Origin of the sequence: Loktanella sp. R86503 (assembly GCF_042466455.1) — a bacterium.
In the GTDB taxonomy this organism is placed as follows: domain Bacteria; phylum Pseudomonadota; class Alphaproteobacteria; order Rhodobacterales; family Rhodobacteraceae; genus Loktanella.
Window position 1 is genome coordinate 136,278 of sequence record NZ_JAXHCI010000002.1, and the last position, 21,415, is coordinate 157,692.

Sequence of the window (21,415 nt, forward strand, 5' to 3'; positions counted from 1 at the left end):
GAACGCGCATGAAGAAGCTAATGATGGCCGCCGCCGGTGGCACTGTGCTGGGCCTTGTGGCCACCACGCAGTTTGCCGGGCCGCTGATCGCCCAGACCGCCAATGGCGATGCCAACGTCTATGAACAGCTGGATCTGTTTGGCGATATTTTCGAGCGGATCCGTCAAGGCTATGTCGAAGATACGGACGACAAGAAGCTGATTCAGGCAGCGATTAACGGGATGCTGACGTCGCTGGACCCGCATTCGTCCTATTTGTCCGAAGACGATGCTGCCGATATGCAGGTCCAGACGCGCGGTGAATTCGGCGGTCTGGGACTGGAAGTCACCCAAGAAGAAGGCTGGGTAAAGGTTGTGTCGCCAATCGACGATACTCCTGCGGCAGCGGCTGGCATGATGGCGGGCGATTTCATCACCGCTGTAGACGGCGAAAACGTATTGGGTCTGACCTTGGACGAGGCGCTGGAACTGCTGCGCGGGCCGGTCGGGTCTGAAGTGATCATCACCGTCATGCGCGAAGGATCGGCAGAGCCGTTCGACGTGTCAATCATTCGAGACACGATCAAGCTGACGGCTGTGCGCGCCCGTACAGAAGGCAAGGCTGCCGTGCTGCGCGTGACGACATTCAATGCGCAGACCTTTCCCAACTTGGAGGAAGGTCTGAAAGAACAGATCGAAGCGGCTGGCGGGATCGAAAATCTGGACGGGATCGTTCTGGATCTGCGCAACAATCCGGGCGGTTTGCTGAATCAGGCGGTCTATGTCTCTGATGCTTTCCTTGAGGGCGGCGAGATCGTGTCGACCCGTGGGCGTGCGGCAGAGGATGGTGATCGTTACAACGCCACGCCGGGTGATCTGGCGGGGGGCTTGCCGATTGTTGTGCTGATCAACGGCGGTTCTGCCTCTGCCTCTGAAATCGTGGCGGGTGCCTTGCAGGATCATCGCCGGGCAATTGTTGTGGGCACAAAGTCCTTTGGTAAGGGGTCGGTCCAGACGGTCGTGCCGTTACAGGGCAACGGGGCGATGCGGCTGACCACGGCGCGGTATTACACGCCGTCGGGCCGGTCGATCCAGAATCTGGGCATTTCACCCGATATCATCGTCGAACAACCCCTGCCCGTCCCGTCCGAGGAAACGGAAGAGGATCAGGCCGCATCCGCGATGCGGTCAGAAGCTGATCTGCGCGGCACACTGTCGAACGACAGTCTGAGCGAGGACGAGATCAAGCAGATCGAAGAAGACCGCGCGCGCGCGGAAGAGGCTGCAAAACTGCGGGATGACGATTATCAGCTGGCCTATGCCATTGATATTCTAAAAGGTCTTCATGCGCTGGGCCCGCAGGTGAATGTCGACGTCACCGTGTCGGATGCGACAGCTGCCGGAAACTGATCTGCGCTGACTGAACACGAAAACGCCCCCTCGGTTATCCGGCGGGGCGTTTTGCGTTTCAGACGATGGTGTGACCGGCACCCGTGATTGCCTGCGCCAGCGCACGGATATGGGCGGGGCCAACCTCGCAACAGCCGCCGACGATTGTGGCACCGGCGTCGATCCAGCGCATGGCATGCGCGGCGTAATCGGCGGGCGACAGATCGCGGCTGGTCAGGGCATCAACGGTCGGTTTGTCCTTGAGGAAGTCGTCAGAAATTTTCTCGAACCCGTTGGCATAGGCCCCGCAGGGCAGCGACCCACGCGACAGGATCGCAAGGGACGCATGGATCGCCTCTGGCGCGGAACAGTTCACCAGAATGGCCGCAGCCCCTTCGCTGGCGATCGGAAGAATGCCGCCAACAGGTTCGCCGGACCGCAAACGGGTGCCGTCGGTGTCATTCACAGTGATGGATAGCCAGACCGGCTTGCCCGCCTCCAATGCACCATCCATCGCCGCGCGCGCGTGGGCCAGTGACGCGACGGTTTCGCAGATGATGACATCGCAGGCCGGTGCAATCTTTTGCGCGACTTCGGCATAAAGCGGCTTGGCAATGTTGTACGCAGGGTGGATGTCGGGGCGAAAGCTGGCGATCAGCGGGCCAAGGCTGCCGGCGATACGGCCTGATCCGTGGGCGGCGACGGCGACCTGCGCCTCTGTCACGGCGGCGGCCAGCAGGGTGTCGAACTGGCCGTCGAACGGGGTGCCTTTCAGGCGGTCATGATGAACGGCGTAGGTATTGGTGGTCGCAACGGTTGCGCCTGCGGCGAAATAATCGGCGTGGACCTGCTGCACCAATCCGGGGTGGTCGATCATCACCTGCGTGGACCACAGGTTCGTCGGCGCATCGCCTGCGCGGCGGACAAGTTCCTGCCCCATGCCGCCGTCCAACAATGTGATTTCAGTCATGATGCTGTTCCGTTTGATGCAGAAGGGTTCGGTCAGGTCGCGTTTGCAAAGACCTGTGCAAGGATTGCGGTTAGGGCGTCTGCATCGCCTTGCGTAAAGGCGTCAGGCTGGTTGCTGTCGATATCGAACACACCAAGCAGCTTGCCAGCGGCATTGGTCACGGGCAGCACGATTTCAGATCGCGTTGTGCTGGCGCAAGCAATATGGCCCGGAAATGCGTCGACATCGGGCACAAGCTGTACCTGCCCCGTGCGGGCAGCGGCCCCGCAAACGCCGCGGGCAAAGGGGATCACAAGGCAGCCGTGGCCGCCTTGGTAAGGGCCGATCTTTAACAGCTCTGGCGCGGTGACGCGGTAAAATCCGGTCCAGTCAAAGCGGTCATCGGCATGGTGCACCTCGCAGGCGAGGGTCGCCATTAAGGCCACGGTGTCATCTTCGCCTTCGGTCAGGGCGGCAATGGTGCGGGTCAGGTCGTTATAATCAACGTGTTTCATAGGCATTGGCGTAGCGCCTTATTTGCAGCTGAAAAAGCCCCAAAAGCACCCCGATGCAGCCGCGAGATCGGCCAGCGCGCCGTGCAGGGTCGGATATGTGGCTGAAAAGCTATATCGGCACCGCGCGTTCATGCCCCCACCCAGTAGCGCGGTGCCGGACACCGTTCCAAATGCATGATTGTCATTCGCCCCAAAATCATTGACCATTCGGTCAAAGCGAAACGGGAGGGAAGACGTGCGCGATTTTCAGATACCGGGGCGATCACCTACATTCGCCGAAAACGGCATGTGTGCCACATCGCACCCGCTGGCGGCCAAGGTCGCGATCCAGATGCTAGAGGCGGGCGGCAACGCTGTTGACGCCGCAATCGCCGGTGCGGTGCTGCTTGGCATTTGCGAGCCGCAGATGACGGGGATCGGTGGTGACTGCTTTATCCTGATGACGCCGCCGGGGTCGGACAAGATCCATGCGCTGAATGGGTCCGGGCGCGCGCCTGCCGCCTATTCCGCCGGTGATCTGCGCGGCAAGGGTCATAAGGTTGTGCCCCTGAACGATCCGGCGGCCGTCACCATTCCGGGCGCGATTGATGCGTTTTGCACGCTATCAAAGGACTGGGGCAAACTGGGGCTGAAAGCCGTCCTTGCGCCCGCAATCCATTACGCAGATGCCGGTGTTCCGGTTAGCCCGCGCGTGGCCTTTGACTGGGCCAATGATGCCGGTGTGCTGCAAGGGACGGCGCGTGATCTGTATATGCTGGATGGCAAGGCGCCCACGCCGGGGCAGATGTTCCGCGCCCCCAAGCAGGCAGAGGCGCTGCGCCGCATCGCGATGGAAGGCCGCGACGGTTTCTATGAAGGTGAGGTCGCCGAAGACATGGTCGCATCACTGAATGCGATGGGCGGTGTGCATAGCCTTGATGATTTTGCACAGACGCAGTGCACTTGGGGTGATCCCATCCAGGGCGGCTATGGCGGGCTGGATCTGTACGAGCACCCGCCAAACGGTCAGGGTGCAACGGCAATCCTGCTGCTGAACATTTTGTCACAGTTCGATATTGCCAGCATGGACCCCTGGGGGGCCCAGCGCGTGCATATCGAGGCAGAGGCGACAAAGCTGGCCTATGACGCGCGCAACCGGTTCCTGTCGGACCCCGATCATATGACACGGCTGGATCACATGCTGTCGATGGACACGGCCAAGAAGCTGGCGGCGCTGATTGATCCGGCCAAGGCCTTGCCCGGCGGTTTGCCCGGGGCAGAGGCGATTCACAAGGACACGATCTATATCACCGTGGTCGACAAAGATCGCATGGCGGTGTCACTGATCTATTCGATTTTTCACGGGTTCGGGTCCGGCATCGCGTCTGACAAGTTCGGTATCCTGTTCCAGAACCGCGGCGCGGGTTTCAGCCTGCAGGAAGGTCACGCCAACGAGGGCGGGCCGGGCAAGCGGCCGATGCATACGATCATTCCAGGCATGTTGCAGAAGAACGGCAAGACGATGATGCCGTTTGGCGTGATGGGCGGGGCGTATCAGTCCACCGGACATGCCCGATTCGTCACCAACGTTACGGATTTCGGACTAGAACCGCAGGCTGCCATCGACGCGCCGCGCAGCTTTGCCGAACTCGGGCACCTGAAGGTAGAGCGGGGCTATTCCGATGCCGTGCGGGCAGAACTGTCCGATCTGGGCCATGATGTCGTAATTCCGGAAACGGCAATCGGCGGGGCGCAGGCGATTTTGCTGCGCGACGACGGTGTCCTGCAAGGCGGGTCTGACCCGCGCAAGGACGGCTGCGCGCTGGGGTACTGACCCCCGCACCCAAATGCGAAAAGCGGGCCAAGGCCCGCTTTTTTCGTTAGTTCATCTGAACTTGCAAAGGGTAGAGGCCATCCTCAAACGGGCCAAAAATTTCTGGCACGTCGGGGTGTTCGACAGGTTCGCCGGAATAATCGGCCACAAGGTTCTGTTCCGACACATAGGCGACGTAGAAGCTTTGGTCGTTTTCAGCGAGCAGGTGGTAGTAAGGCTGATCCTTGGCCGGGCGCGATTCCTCTGGAATCGCTTCATACCAGGCGTCGGTGTTGGAGAACATGGCGTCCACATCAAACACCACACCCCGGAAAGGGTGTTTGCGATGGCGGACAACTTGGCCCAGATGATATTTCGCGCGCGTTTTGAACATTGGATTTCTTACCCCCAGAGTCGTTACTAAACGCACGCGCCACAAAAAGTCCACATTTGGCGCAGCGATATTGCGGAAACAGTCTGTCAGGTGGCAGCAAGGACCCGCCGGCTGGGGAAAACGTGAACACAGTTGCCGCCTTATTCGTTCACAAAGCCGCACATTTCGGGTAGCGTGGTAAAAAATATAAAAGAAGAGCGAGAGGCAAATGAGCAGTTTCCTTCGCGCACTGGTGTTTCTGACGTTGCTGGGTTCTTGCGCTAGTCGCGAATATTCGGCCCCGCGTGACCTGGATAACGCCTGTGCGATTCTGTCAGAGCGGCCCGAATACCGGCGCGCGTTTAAAAAGGTAGAACAGAAATATGGCGTGCCGATGCCCGCCATGATGGCGATTATTTATCAGGAATCGAAATTCATCGGGAACAACCGCCCGCCGCATCAATATGCGCTAGGGGTGATTCCCGTGGGACGGCAGTCGTCTGCTGTAGGCTATAGCCAGGCACTGGATGGCACCTGGGAAGAGTATCAGGATCAGGTCGGCGGCCGGCGGGCAAAGCGCGAGGATATTCATGCCGCGTCCGATTTCATGGGTTGGTACATGACGGCCACGGTCCGCGAAACCGGCGTGCCACTGACCGATGTGCGCAACCAGTACCTTGCCTATCACGACGGGCGCACCGGTTTTAAGAAAGGCACATGGCGCAGCAAAAGCTGGCTGATCCGCATCGCCGGAGAGGTCGAGGCACGCGCGCTGCTATATGATGCGCAGCTGCGGTCCTGCGGCAAACGCTAGATACGAAAAAGGCGCGCTGAGGGATCAGCGCGCCTTTTGTCCAAAAGAGCTGGTTACTTGGATGCGTTGGCACCGATGAACCATGCGTCCTTGTCGATCGCGCGGCTGACTTCGGTCAGAATGTCGGCGGTGTCTTCGTCACCTGCCTCGCCTGCGGCATCCATGCCTTTGCGCACGGATTCGCCAACGGTCAGGAAACGGTCCTTCAGCGCCATGATATGCGCGTTAATGTCTTCTTCCTCGACCGGATAGGCTTCCATCTTTGCAGTTTCGGCAGCAACTTCCAGCGTGCCGCGGGCAACGCCGCCCAGAATGACAGCGCGTTCGGCCATCAGGTCGGCACCGTCGCGCAGACGGTCTGCGACATCATCCAGCAGTTCGTGCACGCCGATGAAGCCTGCACCCTTAAGGTTCCAGTGGGCCTGCTTGACGGCAAGCGTCAGGGCGATCACCTCTGCCAAATTGTCGTTCAGGATGTCGATGGCTTTTTTGCGGGTCTGGCCGTCAAGGCCGGCAACGAATGCTTCTGGCATGTTGAATTCCTTATATTGGCGCGGCGAAGTTTCGTGCCGCTTCGGTGTGACAATGCAATACCCCCCCTTTCGGTTCCCAAAGGGCGGTTAGTCGCTGACCGGCAAAGGTTATCGCATGTCAAACGCGATATCGGCATGGAAGAGGGGCCTCGGCGGCCCTATGTCGGTGGTCAAGCAACGAAAGGTGAAAGCCATGAACAGACGTACCCTCCTACTTTCTGCTGCCGCTTTGGCGGTCGCAGGTGGTGCTGCCCAGGCGCAGGAATTGTCATTGAACGAAGTTTCCGCCTATCTGAACCAGCTGCAGACCGCGCAGGGCGGCTTTACGCAGATTAACGGGGACGGCACGCTGTCGACCGGTCAGATCTATATCAAGCGCCCGGGCCGCATCCGGTTCGAATACAATGCGCCGGACAATTCGCTGGTCATGGCCGGCGGCGGCCAGGTGGCGGTGTTTGACCCCAAATCCAACACGCCCGCGGATCGCTATCCGCTGAACCAGACCCCGCTGAACATTATTCTGGAACGGAACGTCAATTTGGGACAGGCCCGGATGGTGACGGGTCACACATCTGACGGCACCAAGACGACAATCACCGCGCAGGACCCTGCACACCCCGAATACGGCAATATCCAGATGGTGTTTACCGCCAACCCGGTCGAGCTGCGTCAGTGGATCGTCACGGACGACGTGGGCGAACAGACGACTGTCGTGCTGAACGATCTGGTGAAAGGCGGCAGCATCGGTGATGCACAGTTCAACATCGAAGCAGAAATGCGGCGCCGGGGCCAGTAAGCCCGTACTCAGGATGCGGCGCGGAACCAGCGGGCCAATGTCTGTCGGTCCGCGTCGCTAAGTTCTGTTACATTTGCAGGCGGCATCGCATGGCTGATCGCCGCCTGCACGTAAATCTGGCCGGCATGTTTGGCGATATCACTGTCGGTTTCCAGAAACACGCCCTTGGGCGCCCAACGGATACCTTGCCAGACAGGTTCGCGCGCATGGCACATGGAACAGCGCCCCTGCACAATCTGGGCCGCATCCTCGAACCCGTCGGCCGCGGCAAACCGCTGTTCCGTGGCGGTCAGCGCGCGGCTTTCAGCCTCTTCATAGGTGTCATAGCCGGGGAAGGAAGACAGCCAGGCCATGATGATAAAGATGATCACCGTCGCGGCCCAGGTCCATGTCGGCTGCCCTTTGCGGGCGTGCATGGAATTGAAATAGTGCCTGATCGTGACGCCCAGCAAGAACACCAACGCCGCGATGATCCACGCGTATTGCGTGCCGAACGCCAGCGGATAGTGATTTGACAGCATCAGGAAGATGACGGGCAACGTTAGATAGTTGTTATGCGTGCTGCGCAGTTTTGCGATCTTGCCATACTTAGGGTCAGGCTTGCGCCCAGCCTTCAGGTCGGCCACGACGATACGCTGGTTCGGCATGATGATCAGGAACACATTCGCGGTCATGATCGTGGCGGTAAAGGCCCCCAGATGCAGCAGGGCCGCGCGGCCGGTAAAGACCTGATTGTAGCCGTAGCTCATCACCACCAGCATCACGAACAGCAACAGCATTAATACGGTCGGATGTTCGCCCAGCGGCGATTTGCATAGGAAATCATAGATGACCCAACCGACAGCAAGCGACGCCGCAGATATCAGGATGCCCTGCCAGATCGCCAGATCAGCCTTGGACGGATCGATCAGATACAGGTTCGCACCCGCCCAATAGACCACCATCAGCATGGCAAAACCCGACAGCCAGGTTGCGTAGCTTTCCCATTTGAACCAGGTCAGATGAGCCGGCATGGCGTCGGGCGCGACCAGATACTTTTGGATGTAATAAAAGCCCCCGCCATGGACTTGCCATTCCTCGCCATCTGCCGGGCCGGGAACGTTGCGGTTCAACCCCAGATCAAGCGCGATAAAGTAGAAACTGGACCCGATCCACGCGATTGCCGTGATGACGTGGGTCCAACGCACGGCAAAGGCGACCCATTCCCATAAAATTGCCATGTCATACATCTGTTTGCCCTCTCGCATGCCTCGGATTTGACGGTATAAACAGGTAAACCAAAGGGAAAGACCCAAGATGACCCGCTATCCCCGCGACATGATCGGCTATGGTGCCCAAACGCCAGACCCGATGTGGCCAAACGATGCCAAAATCGCAGTTCAGATCGTTTTGAACTACGAAGAAGGTGGTGAAAACAACATTTTGCACGGCGATGCAGCGTCAGAGGCATTCCTGTCGGAAATCGTCGGCGCGGCGGCCTGGCCGGGTCAGCGGCACTGGAACATGGAAACCATCTATGAATACGGCGCGCGGGCCGGGTTCTGGCGGCTGCACCGGCTGCTGAAGGATCTGCCGATTACCGTGTTCGGCGTTGCCACCGCGATGGCGCGCAGCCCGGATCAGGTCGCTGCGATGCAGGACGCGCCGTGGGAAATCGCATCCCACGGTTTGAAATGGATCGAATACAAAGACGCCCACGAGGAAACAGAGCGCGCCCATATCCAGCGCGCGATCCGGATGCATACCGAAGTGACAGGCGAACGCCCTCGCGGGTTCTATCAGGGGCGCGCATCAATCAACTCGGTTCGATTAGCAGCTGAAGAAGGGTTCGACTACATCGCAGACAGCTATGCGGATGATCTGCCCTACTGGATGGAAATCGGTGCAAGGGACCAACTGGTTGTGCCCTATACGCTGGATTGCAACGACATGCGCTTTGCCACGCCGCAAGGCTTTAACGCCGGCGATCAATTCTATGACTACCTGTGCGCCACGTTCGATGCGCTGTACCGCGAAGGCGTCGAAGGTCAGGCGAAAATGATGTCGGTCGGACTACACTGCCGTCTGGTCGGTCGCCCCGGCCGGATAGAGGCGCTGCACAAGTTCATCGACTACGTTCGCACTCATGATAGCGTCTGGTTTGCAACCCGCGCACAGATCGCAGACCACTGGCGCACCCATCACCCGCACGTCCGGTGGGATCGCCCCAGCCAGATGGCCAAGGCGGATTTTGTCGCCAAATTCGGTGGCATCTACGAACACTCTGCCTGGGTGGCAGAACGGGCGCACGGAATGGAGCTGGGACCAGCGCATGACAGCGCTATTGGTATCGGCAATGCACTCGCCCGCGCATTTCGGTCATCCGCGACAGCGGATCGCCTGAAGGTGCTACGCGCCCACCCCGACCTTGCAGGCAAACTGGCAGCAGCACAGCGGCTGACACAGGACAGCACCGCAGAGCAAGCCTCTGCCGGACTTGATGCACTGACGGACGAAGAACGCGATACATTCCAGAAAGCCAATGCCGCCTATGTGGCAAAGTTCGGCTTTCCCTTTATCATTGCCGTGCGCGACCATACCAAGGACAGCATTCTGCGGGCATTCGAGGCGCGCCTGCAAAACTCGCTCGAGGAAGAGTTCGCAACGGCCTGTTCCCAGGTCGAACGGATTGCCGCTTTGCGTTTGCAGGCCATAATGTGATCATCGCGCAGCCTCTGACCGCCGCAAACTTTGCGCCCTTTGGCGACGTGCTGGAAGCGCGCGGCGCGCCTGACAAGCTGATCAATGCAGGCCTATGCGGGCGCTATCACGACCGGGCGCAGATGGATTTCAGCGATGGCCGCGCAGGCATCAGCATTTTCAATGCGCAGCCCCGCTCCCTGCCCTACACCTGCGACCTGCTGGAACGACATCCGGATGGATCACAAGCCTTTATCCCGATGACAGAGCATCCGTTCTTGATCATTGTCGCCCCCGATCAGAACGGCACCCCCGGCAGGCCGCAGGCTTTCATCACTGAACCCGGCCAGGCGATCAATCTGCACCGCGGCACCTGGCACGGCGTCCTGACCCCTTTGCACGCCCCCGGCCTATTCGCGGTGGTGGACCGCATCGGCGGCGGTGCAAACCTGCAAGAACAGACCGTGCCCCCCTTCACGGTCCAACTTTCTTCTGGTTAAAAATATCCTCGGGGGGCGCGAAGCGCGGGGGCAGACAGCCCCCTCCGCCCTATGCGGTCTAGCGCAGCCCCAGCGGCATGTGCCGGTTCACATCCTTATATAGCAAATAGCGGAACGGCCCCGGACCACCTGCATAGCAAGCCTGCGGGCAAAAGGCGCGTAGCCACATGTAGTCGCCGGCCTCGACCTCGACCCAGTCGGCGTTGAGCCGGTAAACGGCCTTGCCTTCCAGCACATAAAGCCCGTGCTCCATCACATGGGTTTCCATAAACGGTATCGCGCCGCCGGGCTGAAAGTTCACGATATTGACGTGCATGTCATGGGACAGATCGGCCGGGCTGACAAAGCGGGTCGTGGACCATGCGCCATTCGTGCCTTCCATTTCCACGGTGGTCGCATCGCTGACCTGCGTGACGAAGGGATCAGGCGCGGGCAGGCCCGGTGCAGGCACATAGGTCTTGCGTATCCAGTGAAATGTGCAGGGCGCATCATGATCATTAGCAAAGTGCCAGTCGCAGCCGGCGGGCAGATAAGCGTAGGAGCCGGGAAACAGCAAATGAGTTTGATCCCCTATCGTCAGTTCTGCATTGCCGGACACGACAAACAGTACGGCCTGGGCCTGCGGGTCTGTTTCGGGCGATGTGCTGCCGCCACCGGGGGCGACTTCGGTAATGTAATGACTAAAGGTTTCGGCAAAGCCTGACAGCGGGCGCGCGATGACCCACATGCGCATCTTGTCCCAACCCGGCAAAAAGCTGGTGGTGATGTCGCGCAGCGTGCCTTTTGGAATGACGGCATAGGCATCGGTGAACACCGCGCGATCCGTCAAAAGGTCAGTCTGCGGCGGCAACCCGCCAGTAGGGGTGTAATAGTCGGTCATATCCTTGATCCTTTGGGCCCGAATGATCGGTCCGGATCTTTAGATACGGTTTCGGCGCACATGGCAAAGGGGGGAGGGGGGCTGTCTGCCCCCCGCCGCGATGCGGCCCCCCCGAGGATATTTTTAACCAGAAGAATGGGACGCGGTCAGTGCTGTTCCGGAACCAGAATTTCGCGTTTACCAACGTGGTTGGCTGCGCTGACGACGCCCTGATCTTCCATCTGTTCAACCAAGCGTGCGGCCTTGTTGTAGCCAATCGCCAGTTTACGCTGGATGTAAGAGGTCGAACACTTGCGATCCTTGATTACGATGGCGACCGCTGTGTCATAAAGCGCGTTTTCCAAGTCAGAGCCGTCAGCAAGGCCCAGGACTGCGTCGATAGAGCTTTCGGTGTCTTCGTCCGGGCCTTCGATCACACCGGACATATATTCGGGCGGGCCGAAGCTTTTGAGGTAGTTGACGATTTCTTCGACTTCTTCGTCCGAACAGAACGGGCCATGGACGCGGGTCACCTTTGATCCGCCTGCCATGTAAAGCATGTCACCCATGCCGAGCAGTTGTTCGGCACCCATTTCACCAAGGATGGTGCGGGAGTCGATCTTGGATGTCACCTGAAAAGAGATCCGGGTGGGAAAGTTTGCCTTGATCGTACCGGTGATGACGTCGACGGACGGGCGCTGCGTCGCCATGATCAGGTGGATGCCAGAGGCACGGGCCATCTGGGCAAGGCGCTGGATGCAGGCTTCGATTTCCTTGCCGGCGACCATCATCAGGTCGGCCATCTCGTCCACGATGACGACAATATAGGGCAGCACGACGGGCTTGAATTCGTCGGTTTCGAAAACCGGCTCACCGGTTTCATCGTCGAAACCAGTTTGCACGGTGCGGCTGAACATTTCGTCGTTGGCGAGCGCCTCTTTTACGCGGCCGTTGTAGCCGTCGATGTTGCGCACGCCCATTTTGGACATTTTGCGATAGCGTTCTTCCATTTCGCCAACGACCCATTTCAGAGCCACAACAGCTTTTTTAGGGTCTGTCACAACCGGGGACAGCAGGTGCGGGATGCCGTCGTAGACGCTGAGTTCCAGCATCTTGGGATCGATCATAATCATCCGGCATTCTTCGGGCGTCAGCTTGTACAGCAGCGACAGGATCATGGTGTTAATGGCAACCGATTTACCCGAACCCGTGGTACCAGCGATCAGCAGGTGGGGCATTTTCGCTAGGTTGGCGACGATTGGCTGGCCGCCGATATCCTTGCCCAGCGCAAGGGGCAGTTTCATGTTGCTGTCACCGAAATCGCGGGCTGAAATGATTTCGCGCAGGACGACCTTTTCGCGGTTCTCGTTCGGGAGTTCGATGCCGATCACAGTGCGGCCCGGCACCGTGGATACACGTGCAGACAGGGCGGACATGGACCGGGCGATATCATCGGCAAGGCCAATGACACGGGATGCCTTGAGGCCGGGCGCGGGTTCAAGTTCGTACATGGTAACGACCGGGCCGGGGCGGACCGAGACGATTTCGCCCTTTACGCCGTAGTCATCCAGCACAGATTCCAGCATGCGTGCGTTTTCTTCCAGTGCTTCGTCGGACAGGACGTGGCGCTGCACCTCTGAAGGGTTGGTCAGCAGGTTCAGGGGCGGGTGTTCATACCCGGCGTATTTTTCCTCGAAGGTGAGGGAGGGTTGTGCCTCTGCCTTGGCCTGTTTGCTGGGCATGGTAGCGCGCTGCATGCCGTGTTGCACGACCGCCTTGCGCGGGGTGGCGGCGGGAATTGCGGGGCGCGCTTCGGGGTCGAAAAGCGGCTCTGCGGTCAGGGGGGCCGCTTCGTTACGCGGCAAGGCGCTGCGCTGATAGACGGGCGGTGCGGCAACGGGCGCGGGAGCGACCGGCGCGGCGGCGTTGTCCTGTTCGATCGGTTCGTCATCGATCAGCATTTCGGCTTCGTCATCCTGCCAGTCATCCTGCCATTCGTTCTGAAGCACAGGCGCAGGGGCGGCGGATAGCGGGGGGACGACCGGCAGGACCAACGGCTGCGGACGGCGGCCCGCTGTCAGCGAAGGTTCGATCCGGACCCCGGTGACGGGATGCGGCTCTGCCGGCGCGGATGGCATGACCCGCGCCTTGATGGCGTCGGTGATGCGGCTGCGCACGCGGTCCTCTGGCGGGGATTCGATGTCCTGATCGAAGGTATCTGCCTCGATCAGTTCCGGCTCTGGTTCTTTGCGGCGCAGCAGGTTGCCAAGACCGGGCATTTTGCGCGGCGCTGCCATTTCGGGCGCAGGGTGTGGCTGGGGTGCGGGTTCTGCCATGTCATAAGAGCCGTCGGCGCGGATAATCGGCGGCATCTTGCGGCCACCTGCGGCGGCGGTTGTCGCGGCCATCGCGGGTGCTGCGGCGGCGGCAGGGCGGCTGCGCACGGCGGCAATGGCACGGGCTTTTGCATCTACGGGCGGTTTCATGGCACGGCTGGCGCGCGCATCGGCCCGGTCAGCCATACGCGCGGCGACGGTGCCGCGGGCAGCGGTCGCAGCTTGCGTGGCACGCGCCGTTCCCTGCCCAACGATACGCAGGATCATGTCATAGAGCATCACAGTGCCCATCAGCACAAACTGGGTGCCCGTGCGCAGTTCGGGACGGGTAAATCCAAGGGCAAAGCACATGGCGGCCACGGTCAAAGCGCCCAGCAGCAGCGACAGCAGTTTGACGCCAATGACAGGGCCCAGCGGCAAAATCGTCAGTGCCATGCCGAGCACGGTATCGCCAAACAGACCGCCCATACCAAAGTTGGCGGGCCATGCGTCACCACGCGGCAAGGAAGCAGCGTAAAGAGCGGCTACAGCGATCACGACGGGAATATAGATAACGCGACCAATCGCCCGTTCTGACCCGCGGTGCAGCACAAAGCGCGTGCCCCAAGCAATCAGGATCAGGGGCAAGGCATAGATGCCTTTTCCTACAATCATCATCAGCGGCGCAGCGGTGGCGGCACCGAAAACGCCAAGCCAGTTTTGAACAGGCGCATCGCTGGCAGAAATCCACGACGGATCGGTGGGCGAATAGCTAAAACAGATCATCGCAGCCAGCAGGCCCAAGACAATCAGTCCGATGCCCAGCAATTCCTTGCTGCGGCGTTCCAGAACGGCCTGGGTTTCGCTGTCCAGAAGCGGGTCACGATGCCGGGTCTGATAGGATGCCATTTTGCCGTTCCTCACTGGTAAACTGTGTCGCGCAGGCGGGTCAGCCCGCGCTCTACGTCCGATTTGGGGCCGCACAGGGCCACCCGAATGAAACCCGCGCCGGGGTTAAAGCCGCTGACGTCGCGGGACAGATAGGCACCGGGAAGGGTGCGCACCCCTGTTTTTGCCCACAGGGTCAGGGCCGCCTGTTCGCCGTCAGGCACAGGGAGCCAGAGGAAAAAGCCAGCCTCTGGACTGGTATAGTTGGGGACGTCGCCAAGGATGCGATCGGCGATGTCGAACTTTTCCGCATAAAGCGCGCGGGAGGCGGTGACGTGATCTTCGTCGTCCCAGACCAACGCGGAAACGGCCTGAATCGGGCCGGGCAGCGGTGCACCGGCGTAGGCGCGCAGGGCGCGGATCGCTGCGATATTTTTGGGGCCGGAAGCGCAGAAGCCGGACCGCAGACCAGCAAGGTTGGACCGCTTGGACAGCGAATGAAAGATGGCCACGCGTTCGGGATCTGCGCCCATCGCCTGTGCAACCTGCAGCGCGCCGACGGGGGCCGTGCCGCGATAGATTTCTGAATAGCATTCATCCGCGAAAATCTTAAAATCGTGCTTTTCGGCCAGCGCGATCAGATTGCGCCAGTAGTCTTCGGTTGCCACGGCGCCCTGCGGGTTCGCGGGCGAGCAGATATAGGCAATAGCGGTGCGGTCCAGCACATCGGCAGGGACCGCATCGAAGTTTGGCAAGTGACCGGTTTCTGCGGTGGCGGGCAGATAAACAGGCTCTGCCCCAACAGAAAGCGCGGCAACGGCGTAGACCTGATAAAACGGGTTCGGGGTCAGGATGACGGGCGTCTGGCCGTTCTTCACCTCTGGGCACAGCGCCATGGAGGCATTGTAGAGCCCTTCGCGTGTGCCGTTCAGGGACATGATTTCATTGGCGGTGACAGTGATGCCATAACGGCGAGCAACCCAGCGCGAGATCGCATCCAGCAACGCCGGCGCGCCGTCATTATTGGGATAGCTGCCGAAGCCTGCCATCTGCGCGGTCATCGCCTCTGCCAGAAAGGATGGCATGGCGTGTTTCGGATCACCGATGGTCATGTTGATAGGATCGCCGCCCGGTTGGACAGCATCCAGCAGCCCACGGAGTCGGGGCCACGTCGCAACCGGAAGGTTCGCAAACCGCTTGGGGTATTCCATCACTGCCTCGTTACGGGATCATGAACGCCCCGCTTGGCACTAGGTTAAACGTTGGGCGATGGGCCTGTCCAGCGGGGCAGGCCCATAAAATAGGGCTACGGCAGTGTTTGTGTCTTTTGGGTCCTGATAGGTTAGCGCTGCAAGGCTGCCTCTGCCTGTGCGGCGACGCGCAAAAGGCGGTCGTCCTGTCCTGTATGGCCGCACAGCATGATCCCGCAGGACGGGGTGCCGGTGGGCAGGGAAACGGCGGGCAGGTCCATTAGGTTCGCCACGCGCGTGTTGCGCAAAGCCAACAGGTTTTCCGCCTTGTAGTAGTCGTCGTCTTTAAGCAATCGGTCCACATTTGGCGGCATGATCGCCGCAGTCGGCATGATCACAGCGTCAAAAGAGGCGGTCGCGGCGGCATAAGCCTTGCGCAAATCGCGCAGCATCGACCACGCGGCAATGTAGTCCGCCGCGCCAATATCGCGGCCCGCGCTGATGCGGGCATAGATTTGCGGGAACATCGCGGTCGGGTTCGCCTCTATCCGGTCGCGCCACCACGCCCAGCTGTCGGCGGTATAAAGCGCGGCAGAGGCGGCAAAGGCCTGCGCGAGGTCCGGCAGGGCGATGTGGGTGATGTCGGCCCCTGCACTGCGCAGACGGTTTGTCGCATCGGTAAAGGCTTCAAGCGGCTGCTGGCGCACATCCTCCATCGCGATGGTGTCAAGGATCGCAAGGCGCAGTTGGCCACCCGCGCCGCGCAGATCGGGGGCAGTCCTGCCTTCCATCGCGGCGGTCAGCAGGGCGGCATCGCCTACTGATCGGCACAGTGGACCGACTGTGTCAAAAGTGCCGCACAGCGGAACGGACCCGGCCAAGGACAGGCGACCGTGGGTCGTCTTGAACCCGATGATATCATTCCAAGCCGACGGAATACGCACCGATCCGCCCGTATCAGAGCCTATTCCAGCGGCAGCAAGACCAAAGGCAACCGAAGCGGCAGCCCCTGACGACGATCCGCCCGGCACGACATCTGGGTCGTTTACATTAGGCGACGTTGCCGTCATCGGGTTCAGGCCAAGGCCGGAAAACGCGATTTCGGACAGATGGGTTTTGCCAAGACAGACGAGGCCCGCAGCGGTTGCGTTGCGCAGCACTTCGGCGTCAGTGTCTGGAATGCGGCCAGCCATCAGACGGGTGCCCGCCTCTGTCCCTATACCGGCGGTATCAAACAGGTCCTTCCAACTGACCGGCACACCATCAAGGGGGCTACGGCGCAGGCCGGCCTTTGCGCGCTGACTTGCGGCCAGGGCTTCAGCACGGGCGCGGTCCGGAGTCACGCGGGCATAGATGCGGTCGCGGTGTTCGTGGGTATCGATGGCAGCCAGAAAAACTTCGGTCAGGGCGACCGGATCAATGCTGCCATCGGCAATCCTCTGCCCCAGTGCGGTTGCGGTCATCCAGCGCCAGTCGTCCATCGTGATCCCTTTCAATATTTTCGCCACGCTAGCGACCGTGCACCGCATGGACAATCCCGCGCGCGCAGCCATATGTCAGGGTATGGAACAGACAGATATCATCATCGTCGGTGGCGGGCTGAACGGCCCCGTGCTGGCATTGGCCGCTGCGCAATCGGGACTGCGGGTTACGATTGTCGATGCGATAACGCCAGATACGCATCGCGCCCGCGATTTCGACGGGCGATCCTATGCGATTGCGCTGGGGTCGATGCGCCTGCTGCAGGGCGTCGGGGTCTGGGATGCGCTGAAAGGCGACGCGCAACCGATGCTGGACATCAAGGTGACTGACGGCCGCGCGGGCGAAGGCGCAAGCCCGTGGATGATGCATTTCGACCATACTGAGATTGAAGAAGGCCCGATGGGCTGGCTGGTCGAAGACCGCCACCTGCGCGCTGCCTTGCTGGATGCAATCGCGGCGCAGGACCGGATTACCCATCGGACAGGCCACCGTGTTATGACGCAGCAGGTCGTCGGCGGTGGCATTCAAGTGACACTGGACGATGATGAGGTGTTGTCGGCGCGTCTGCTTGTCGGCTGCGACGGGCGCAGCAGCGGCGTCGCCCAGCGCGCGGGGATCAAGCGGACGGGGTGGGATTACGGCCAAACCGCAATTGTTTGCGCCGTCGAACACGCCCTGCCCCATGACGGTATTGCACATCAGTTCTTTATGCCTGGCGGGCCGCTTGCGATCCTGCCGCTGACCGGCAACCGCAGCTCTATCGTCTGGAGCGAGCAATCCAGCCGCGCAAAGGAAGTGTTGGCGCTGGATGATGACGGTTTTCTAGAAGCTCTAAAACCCGCTTTCGGGTCTTTTCTAGGAAAGATTACATTGGTCGGGCAGCGATTTTCATACCCGCTTGGCCTGACCTTGGCCGATAGCCTGATCGCACCGCGTGTGGCCCTGGTTGGCGATGCGGCGCACGGAATTCACCCTATTGCAGGACAGGGACTGAACGCCGGCCTGCGCGATGTTGCAGCCTTGGCGCAGGTGCTGGAAGACGCGAAAATGCGGGGCGAAGATATCGGAAGCGCGGTTGCGCTGGAACGCTACCAAGTCTGGCGCCGGTTCGATGCGACCCGACTTGCGGTGGCGACAGACACATTCAATCGCCTGTTTTCGAATGACAACCCGCTGCTACGCGGCCTGCGCGACATGGGCATGGGCGTCATCAATGCAGTGCCCGGCCTACGCCGCCGCTTTATCAGAGAGGCCGCCGGCCTGAACGGCGAACTGCCCCGCCTGATGCGCTAGTCGTCGATCTGGCGAGCCTCGTCCACCAGCATGACAGGGATCCCGTCGCGGATCGGGAAGGCCAAATGCGCGGACTTGCTAATCAACTCCTGCGCAGCAGCGTCATAACGCAGGCTGCCTTGGGTGCGCGGGCACACCAGTGATTCCAGCATTTGTGGATCGAATTCAGTCATTGCATCACCTCGTCATCGCCGCCGCGCAGGGCGTATTCAATCAGTGTCATCAAGGTTTCGCGCCGCGTTGACAAGCTTGGTGCCTCCAGCAAAGCCTGTTTATCTTCCGGCGGAAAAGGGCAAAGCATTGAAAGCGAATTAATCAGCAACTCGTCCTCTGCCTCTCCCAACTGGTCCCAATCGGTTTTCAGGCCCTGATCATCAAAATAGCGGCAAAGGGCATCCATGAACACGTCACGGGCAAAGTCAGGGTCACGTTCGACCGGGCCGAGGTCGCGGTCAAAGCCGGCCCAGTTGACGCGAAAGCGGCGATAGGGCGTAAAGCCTTCAACTTCTTCCACCACGCGAAAACGGGACACGCCGGACAGCGTAATCATATAGCGCCCGTCTTCGGTTTCGTTGAACGCGGTCAGGCGGCCAGCACAGCCAATGCCGTGCAGCTTGCCTGCCTTGCCTGGCGCGTCATAGGGCTGGATCATCCCGATCAGGCGCGACGGCGTCTTCATCGCGTCCTCAACCATCGCAAGATAACGCGGTTCAAAAATATGCAACGGCAACTTGCCACGAGGCAACAGCAAGGCCCCCGGCAGCGGGAACACGGGAATGGTATCTGGAAGGTCAGTTGTTTTCATGATGACCTTCCAGTTAGCCCGCCAGACCGATCAGGCAAATATCATCGACGAAAGTTTGCGCCGCCCGGTCAGAACGATCGGATCCTTGGCAGGAAGCGCATCAAACACCTTGAAAAGCTGCGTTTTCGCCGCGCCGTCGTTCCATTCACGGTCCCGGCGAAACAGGTCCAGCAGATGATCAACCGCCTCCTGGCTACGCCCCTTGGCATGCAGGGCTGTCGCAAGGTCCAGACGCGCCTGATGGTCGTTTTCATCCGCAGCAATACGCGCCTCAAGCTCGGCCAATGGGCCGGTATTCGCCGCCTCCCGCATCAGGGCAATGCGTGCCGCAACTGCCTCCAGCGCGGGGTCGGTGCTGATCTGCGCAGGGGCGCCGTTCAGGATCGCCTCGGCTTGATCGACATCATCAAGCGCCAGATAAGCACTGACAAGACCGGCATAGGCGGGGGCGCTGTTTGGGTCCTCTTGCAGGATTGCCGCAAAGGTTTCGGCAGCGTCGGCAGCAGCACCTTCGTCCAGCATTTCCTGCGCAGCGGCGATGGCATCGGCCAGGCCATTGTCAGGCTCGCCAGCAAGCGCGGCAATCTTTTCGACAAAGGCGTTAATTTCAGATCCCGGAAGCGCACCTTGAAAACCGTCCACAGGCTTACCCTGCCAAAAAGCATAAACCGTCGGGATTGACTGCACCTGCAGCTGTCCGGAATAGCCGGGGTTGGCATCCACATCGATCTTGACCAGCTTGACGCGGCCATCGGCTTTGGTCACCGCCGCTTCGATCGCAGGGCCAAGCGTTTTGCAAGGACCACACCAAGGGGCCCAGAAATCGACAATCACCGGCACCGACATTGAGGCTTCGACAACCTCGGCCATGAATGTTGCATCTGTGCCGTCGATAATATTTCCCGCCTGGGGGGTGGGTGTCTTGGCGCCGAGCAGGTCCATAGATCGATCTCCTTCATCCGTTTGATGACTTATATGTGCCCGCATGCGGCAAAGGCCAAGGGGGGATTGCACAGCGCGCTAGCGCTACTGCGGATTTGCCGATGGACCCGATCAATTCGGCGCGCGCCAGGACGGCTTCGGCTGCATAGGCCGCGCAAATCTGCCGCTTTGCACACCCGCCGCCGCACCATCACAAAGCGACGCCCCCTTTCATCTGTCAAGATAAACTCCCGCCGGAGGCACCTTCAAACGCGGTGGTAGGGTGATCCGGCTAGGATCGACGCGGCGCGATACAATTGCTCTGCCAGCATCACGCGCACCATCATATGAGGCCATACCATTTTGCCGAATGACATCGCCGCATCGGCGCGGTCACGCAAGGACGGGTCAATCCCATCAGCGCCGCCGATGACAAAGGCAACGTCCTGCCGCCCCTGGTCGCGCCATGTGCCAAGCTGGTTCGCAAAATCAGGGGAGGACATCACCTTACCGCGTTCATCCAACACGCACAGCAGCGCACCGTCAGGAATGGCCTTGGCCAGCAACGGCGCTTCACCCGCCATGCCGCCGCCCTTGCGGTCATCAACTTCGATGATTTCCGCCGGACCCAGCGCAAGCGCCCGGCCCGTGCGGTCAAAGCGGGTCAGATAGTCGGTGATCAGCGCGGATTCGGGGCCGCCGCGCAGGCGGCCCACGGCGCAGATACGCACGCGCATCAGGGGGCCTTGTTCGGGTCCATCGCCAGATCGTCCTGCGCACCCGGGGTCCACATTTTTTCCAGCTGATAAAATTCGCGGACTTCGGGGCGGAACAGGTGAACAATGACATCGCCGGTGTCGATCAGGACCCAGTCGCCGATGTCCTTGCCTTCGATCTTGCTGATAATGCCGTATTCGCTTTTCAGCTTTTCCGTCAGCTTCTCAGCCATTGCCGAAACTTGGCGGGTAGACCGGCCAGATGCGATCACCATCCAATCGCCCATTTCCGACTTGCCGCGCAGATTGATTTTCACAACCTCCTCGGCTTTGTCGTCATCTAGCGATTTCAGGATTGCATCAAGCAGCTGGTCGCTGTCGTAAGAAGCCGCCGCCTTCACAGCGCGGGCTCCCGTGTTGGCAGCGGATGCTGCCGAGGTGGAAAGAGACAGTGCATCGTCCTCCGATGATAGGCACCGGACGGGACGGCCCCGGTGCAAGGCCTGATCCGAACGTAGGCCGGATTTGGTGTCATTTCAATGACCGAAGGCCGCGCGCTAGTCTGCGGCGCGGCAAGTGTCAACGACAAACTGCGTGGATCGCACGGCAAACGCTGCAGCAGCAGGGT

At 60.4% G+C, this 21,415-nt stretch carries 21 protein-coding genes; 7 read left to right on the forward strand and 14 right to left on the reverse strand.

Annotated elements, in window-relative coordinates; translation table 11 throughout:
* Positions 1-8: 8 nt before the first annotated feature.
* Positions 9-1,388: a S41 family peptidase gene (locus SJY10_RS01690; RefSeq protein WP_386679284.1), complete on the forward strand. Its 1,380-nt coding sequence runs from the start codon at positions 9-11 to the stop codon at positions 1,386-1,388.
* A gap of 58 nt (positions 1,389-1,446) precedes the next feature.
* Here SJY10_RS01690 and SJY10_RS01695 read toward each other — a convergent pair whose 3' ends face one another.
* Both SJY10_RS01695 and SJY10_RS01700 read right to left on the reverse strand, forming a co-directional pair.
* Positions 1,447-2,337: a homocysteine S-methyltransferase family protein gene (locus SJY10_RS01695; protein ID WP_386679285.1), complete on the reverse strand. Its 891-nt coding sequence runs from the start codon at positions 2,335-2,337 to the stop codon at positions 1,447-1,449.
* 32 nt (positions 2,338-2,369) lie between these two features.
* Complete coding sequence (locus tag SJY10_RS01700) at positions 2,370-2,837, reverse strand: GAF domain-containing protein (protein WP_386679286.1); 468 nt, start codon at positions 2,835-2,837, stop codon at positions 2,370-2,372.
* Between the two features lie 229 nt (positions 2,838-3,066).
* On the opposite strand from SJY10_RS01700, the gene SJY10_RS01705 reads away from it, so the two are divergent.
* Entirely contained in the window at positions 3,067-4,644 is a 1,578-nt protein-coding gene (locus SJY10_RS01705; RefSeq protein ID WP_386679287.1) for a gamma-glutamyltransferase family protein, read from the forward strand.
* 46 nt (positions 4,645-4,690) lie between these two features.
* Here the strand turns inward: SJY10_RS01705 and hspQ are convergent, their stop codons facing one another.
* Complete coding sequence (gene hspQ / locus SJY10_RS01710; RefSeq protein WP_090188422.1) at positions 4,691-5,017, reverse strand: heat shock protein HspQ; 327 nt, start codon at positions 5,015-5,017, stop codon at positions 4,691-4,693.
* Positions 5,018-5,225: 208 nt separating this feature from the next.
* On the opposite strand from hspQ, the gene SJY10_RS01715 reads away from it, so the two are divergent.
* On the forward strand, positions 5,226-5,810 hold the full coding sequence (locus SJY10_RS01715) for a transglycosylase SLT domain-containing protein (RefSeq protein ID WP_386679288.1): 585 nt from the start codon (positions 5,226-5,228) through the stop codon (positions 5,808-5,810).
* A gap of 53 nt (positions 5,811-5,863) precedes the next feature.
* Here the strand turns inward: SJY10_RS01715 and dps are convergent, their stop codons facing one another.
* Positions 5,864-6,343 (reverse strand): DNA starvation/stationary phase protection protein Dps, encoded by a 480-nt coding sequence (gene dps / locus SJY10_RS01720; protein WP_386679289.1) that lies wholly within the window; start codon positions 6,341-6,343, stop codon positions 5,864-5,866.
* Positions 6,344-6,536: 193 nt separating this feature from the next.
* Here dps and SJY10_RS01725 point away from each other — a divergent pair, with 193 nt between their 5' ends.
* A complete protein-coding gene (locus tag SJY10_RS01725; RefSeq protein WP_386679290.1) occupies positions 6,537-7,139 on the forward strand; it encodes an outer membrane lipoprotein carrier protein LolA in 603 nt (200 codons plus the stop codon).
* A gap of 8 nt (positions 7,140-7,147) precedes the next feature.
* Here the strand turns inward: SJY10_RS01725 and SJY10_RS01730 are convergent, their stop codons facing one another.
* A complete protein-coding gene (locus SJY10_RS01730; protein WP_386679291.1) occupies positions 7,148-8,368 on the reverse strand; it encodes a urate hydroxylase PuuD in 1,221 nt (406 codons plus the stop codon).
* 67 nt (positions 8,369-8,435) lie between these two features.
* On the opposite strand from SJY10_RS01730, the gene puuE reads away from it, so the two are divergent.
* Together puuE and SJY10_RS01740 are read left to right on the forward strand one after the other, a co-directional pair.
* On the forward strand, positions 8,436-9,839 hold the full coding sequence (gene puuE / locus SJY10_RS01735; RefSeq protein ID WP_386679292.1) for an allantoinase PuuE: 1,404 nt from the start codon (positions 8,436-8,438) through the stop codon (positions 9,837-9,839).
* Positions 9,836-10,318, forward strand: coding sequence for an ureidoglycolate lyase (locus tag SJY10_RS01740; RefSeq protein ID WP_386679293.1), 483 nt, complete (start codon positions 9,836-9,838; stop codon positions 10,316-10,318). Before puuE ends, SJY10_RS01740 begins: the two co-directional genes overlap by 4 nt.
* 58 nt (positions 10,319-10,376) lie before the next feature.
* Here the strand turns inward: SJY10_RS01740 and SJY10_RS01745 are convergent, their stop codons facing one another.
* The 4 genes from SJY10_RS01745 to SJY10_RS01760 form a co-directional block, all read right to left on the reverse strand.
* Positions 10,377-11,198 (reverse strand): bifunctional allantoicase/(S)-ureidoglycine aminohydrolase, encoded by an 822-nt coding sequence (locus tag SJY10_RS01745; protein WP_386679294.1) that lies wholly within the window; start codon positions 11,196-11,198, stop codon positions 10,377-10,379.
* A gap of 146 nt (positions 11,199-11,344) precedes the next feature.
* Positions 11,345-14,401 (reverse strand): DNA translocase FtsK, encoded by a 3,057-nt coding sequence (locus SJY10_RS01750; RefSeq protein ID WP_386679295.1) that lies wholly within the window; start codon positions 14,399-14,401, stop codon positions 11,345-11,347.
* An 11-nt stretch (positions 14,402-14,412) separates the two neighbouring features.
* Positions 14,413-15,591: an aminotransferase class I/II-fold pyridoxal phosphate-dependent enzyme gene (locus tag SJY10_RS01755; RefSeq protein WP_386679296.1), complete on the reverse strand. Its 1,179-nt coding sequence runs from the start codon at positions 15,589-15,591 to the stop codon at positions 14,413-14,415.
* Positions 15,592-15,722: 131 nt separating this feature from the next.
* A complete protein-coding gene (locus SJY10_RS01760; RefSeq protein ID WP_386679297.1) occupies positions 15,723-17,051 on the reverse strand; it encodes an amidase in 1,329 nt (442 codons plus the stop codon).
* 46 nt (positions 17,052-17,097) lie between these two features.
* Here SJY10_RS01760 and SJY10_RS01765 point away from each other — a divergent pair, with 46 nt between their 5' ends.
* The gene (locus SJY10_RS01765) at positions 17,098-18,345 is read left to right on the forward strand and encodes a UbiH/UbiF/VisC/COQ6 family ubiquinone biosynthesis hydroxylase (RefSeq protein ID WP_386684447.1); all 1,248 of its coding nucleotides are present in this window, start codon (positions 17,098-17,100) and stop codon (positions 18,343-18,345) included.
* On the opposite strand, the gene SJY10_RS01770 is transcribed toward SJY10_RS01765, so the two are convergent.
* From SJY10_RS01770 to rsfS, 5 genes are all read right to left on the reverse strand, one after another.
* The gene (locus tag SJY10_RS01770; protein ID WP_386679298.1) at positions 18,342-18,518 is read right to left on the reverse strand and encodes a Trm112 family protein; all 177 of its coding nucleotides are present in this window, start codon (positions 18,516-18,518) and stop codon (positions 18,342-18,344) included. The two genes, SJY10_RS01765 and SJY10_RS01770, sit on opposite strands and share 4 nt — an antisense overlap.
* Complete coding sequence (locus SJY10_RS01775; protein ID WP_386679299.1) at positions 18,515-19,150, reverse strand: LON peptidase substrate-binding domain-containing protein; 636 nt, start codon at positions 19,148-19,150, stop codon at positions 18,515-18,517. The genes SJY10_RS01770 and SJY10_RS01775 overlap by 4 nt, the downstream gene beginning before the upstream one ends.
* Before the next feature lie 30 nt (positions 19,151-19,180).
* Positions 19,181-20,092 carry a tetratricopeptide repeat protein gene (locus SJY10_RS01780; RefSeq protein WP_386679300.1) on the reverse strand — a complete coding sequence of 304 codons (912 nt, stop codon included), beginning with the start codon at positions 20,090-20,092 and terminating at the stop codon, positions 19,181-19,183.
* 245 nt (positions 20,093-20,337) lie between these two features.
* On the reverse strand, positions 20,338-20,808 hold the full coding sequence (gene rlmH / locus SJY10_RS01785) for a 23S rRNA (pseudouridine(1915)-N(3))-methyltransferase RlmH (protein WP_386679301.1): 471 nt from the start codon (positions 20,806-20,808) through the stop codon (positions 20,338-20,340).
* On the reverse strand, positions 20,808-21,287 hold the full coding sequence (rsfS, locus tag SJY10_RS01790; RefSeq protein WP_386679302.1) for a ribosome silencing factor: 480 nt from the start codon (positions 21,285-21,287) through the stop codon (positions 20,808-20,810). The genes rlmH and rsfS overlap by 1 nt, the downstream gene beginning before the upstream one ends.
* Between the last annotated feature and the right edge of the window lie 128 nt (positions 21,288-21,415).

Coding starts and splice junctions, on each gene's coding strand:
- dps (WP_386679289.1), bottom strand. CDS start 6,343: ATGCCAGAAGCATTCGTTGCCGGCCTTGACGGCCAGACCCGCAAAAAA.
- SJY10_RS01700 (WP_386679286.1), bottom strand. CDS start 2,837: ATGCCTATGAAACACGTTGATTATAACGACCTGACCCGCACCATTGCC.
- SJY10_RS01765 (WP_386684447.1), top strand. CDS start 17,098: ATGGACAATCCCGCGCGCGCAGCCATATGTCAGGGTATGGAACAGACA.
- SJY10_RS01730 (WP_386679291.1), bottom strand. CDS start 8,368: ATGTATGACATGGCAATTTTATGGGAATGGGTCGCCTTTGCCGTGCGT.
- rlmH (WP_386679301.1), bottom strand. CDS start 20,808: ATGCGCGTGCGTATCTGCGCCGTGGGCCGCCTGCGCGGCGGCCCCGAA.
- SJY10_RS01760 (WP_386679297.1), bottom strand. CDS start 17,051: ATGGACGACTGGCGCTGGATGACCGCAACCGCACTGGGGCAGAGGATT.
- SJY10_RS01725 (WP_386679290.1), top strand. CDS start 6,537: ATGAACAGACGTACCCTCCTACTTTCTGCTGCCGCTTTGGCGGTCGCA.
- SJY10_RS01770 (WP_386679298.1), bottom strand. CDS start 18,518: ATGACTGAATTCGATCCACAAATGCTGGAATCACTGGTGTGCCCGCGC.
- SJY10_RS01755 (WP_386679296.1), bottom strand. CDS start 15,591: ATGGAATACCCCAAGCGGTTTGCGAACCTTCCGGTTGCGACGTGGCCC.
- SJY10_RS01745 (WP_386679294.1), bottom strand. CDS start 11,198: ATGACCGACTATTACACCCCTACTGGCGGGTTGCCGCCGCAGACTGAC.
- hspQ (WP_090188422.1), bottom strand. CDS start 5,017: ATGTTCAAAACGCGCGCGAAATATCATCTGGGCCAAGTTGTCCGCCAT.
- SJY10_RS01750 (WP_386679295.1), bottom strand. CDS start 14,401: ATGGCATCCTATCAGACCCGGCATCGTGACCCGCTTCTGGACAGCGAA.
- SJY10_RS01690 (WP_386679284.1), top strand. CDS start 9: ATGAAGAAGCTAATGATGGCCGCCGCCGGTGGCACTGTGCTGGGCCTT.
- SJY10_RS01775 (WP_386679299.1), bottom strand. CDS start 19,150: ATGAAAACAACTGACCTTCCAGATACCATTCCCGTGTTCCCGCTGCCG.
- SJY10_RS01780 (WP_386679300.1), bottom strand. CDS start 20,092: ATGGACCTGCTCGGCGCCAAGACACCCACCCCCCAGGCGGGAAATATT.
- puuE (WP_386679292.1), top strand. CDS start 8,436: ATGACCCGCTATCCCCGCGACATGATCGGCTATGGTGCCCAAACGCCA.
- SJY10_RS01715 (WP_386679288.1), top strand. CDS start 5,226: ATGAGCAGTTTCCTTCGCGCACTGGTGTTTCTGACGTTGCTGGGTTCT.
- SJY10_RS01695 (WP_386679285.1), bottom strand. CDS start 2,337: ATGACTGAAATCACATTGTTGGACGGCGGCATGGGGCAGGAACTTGTC.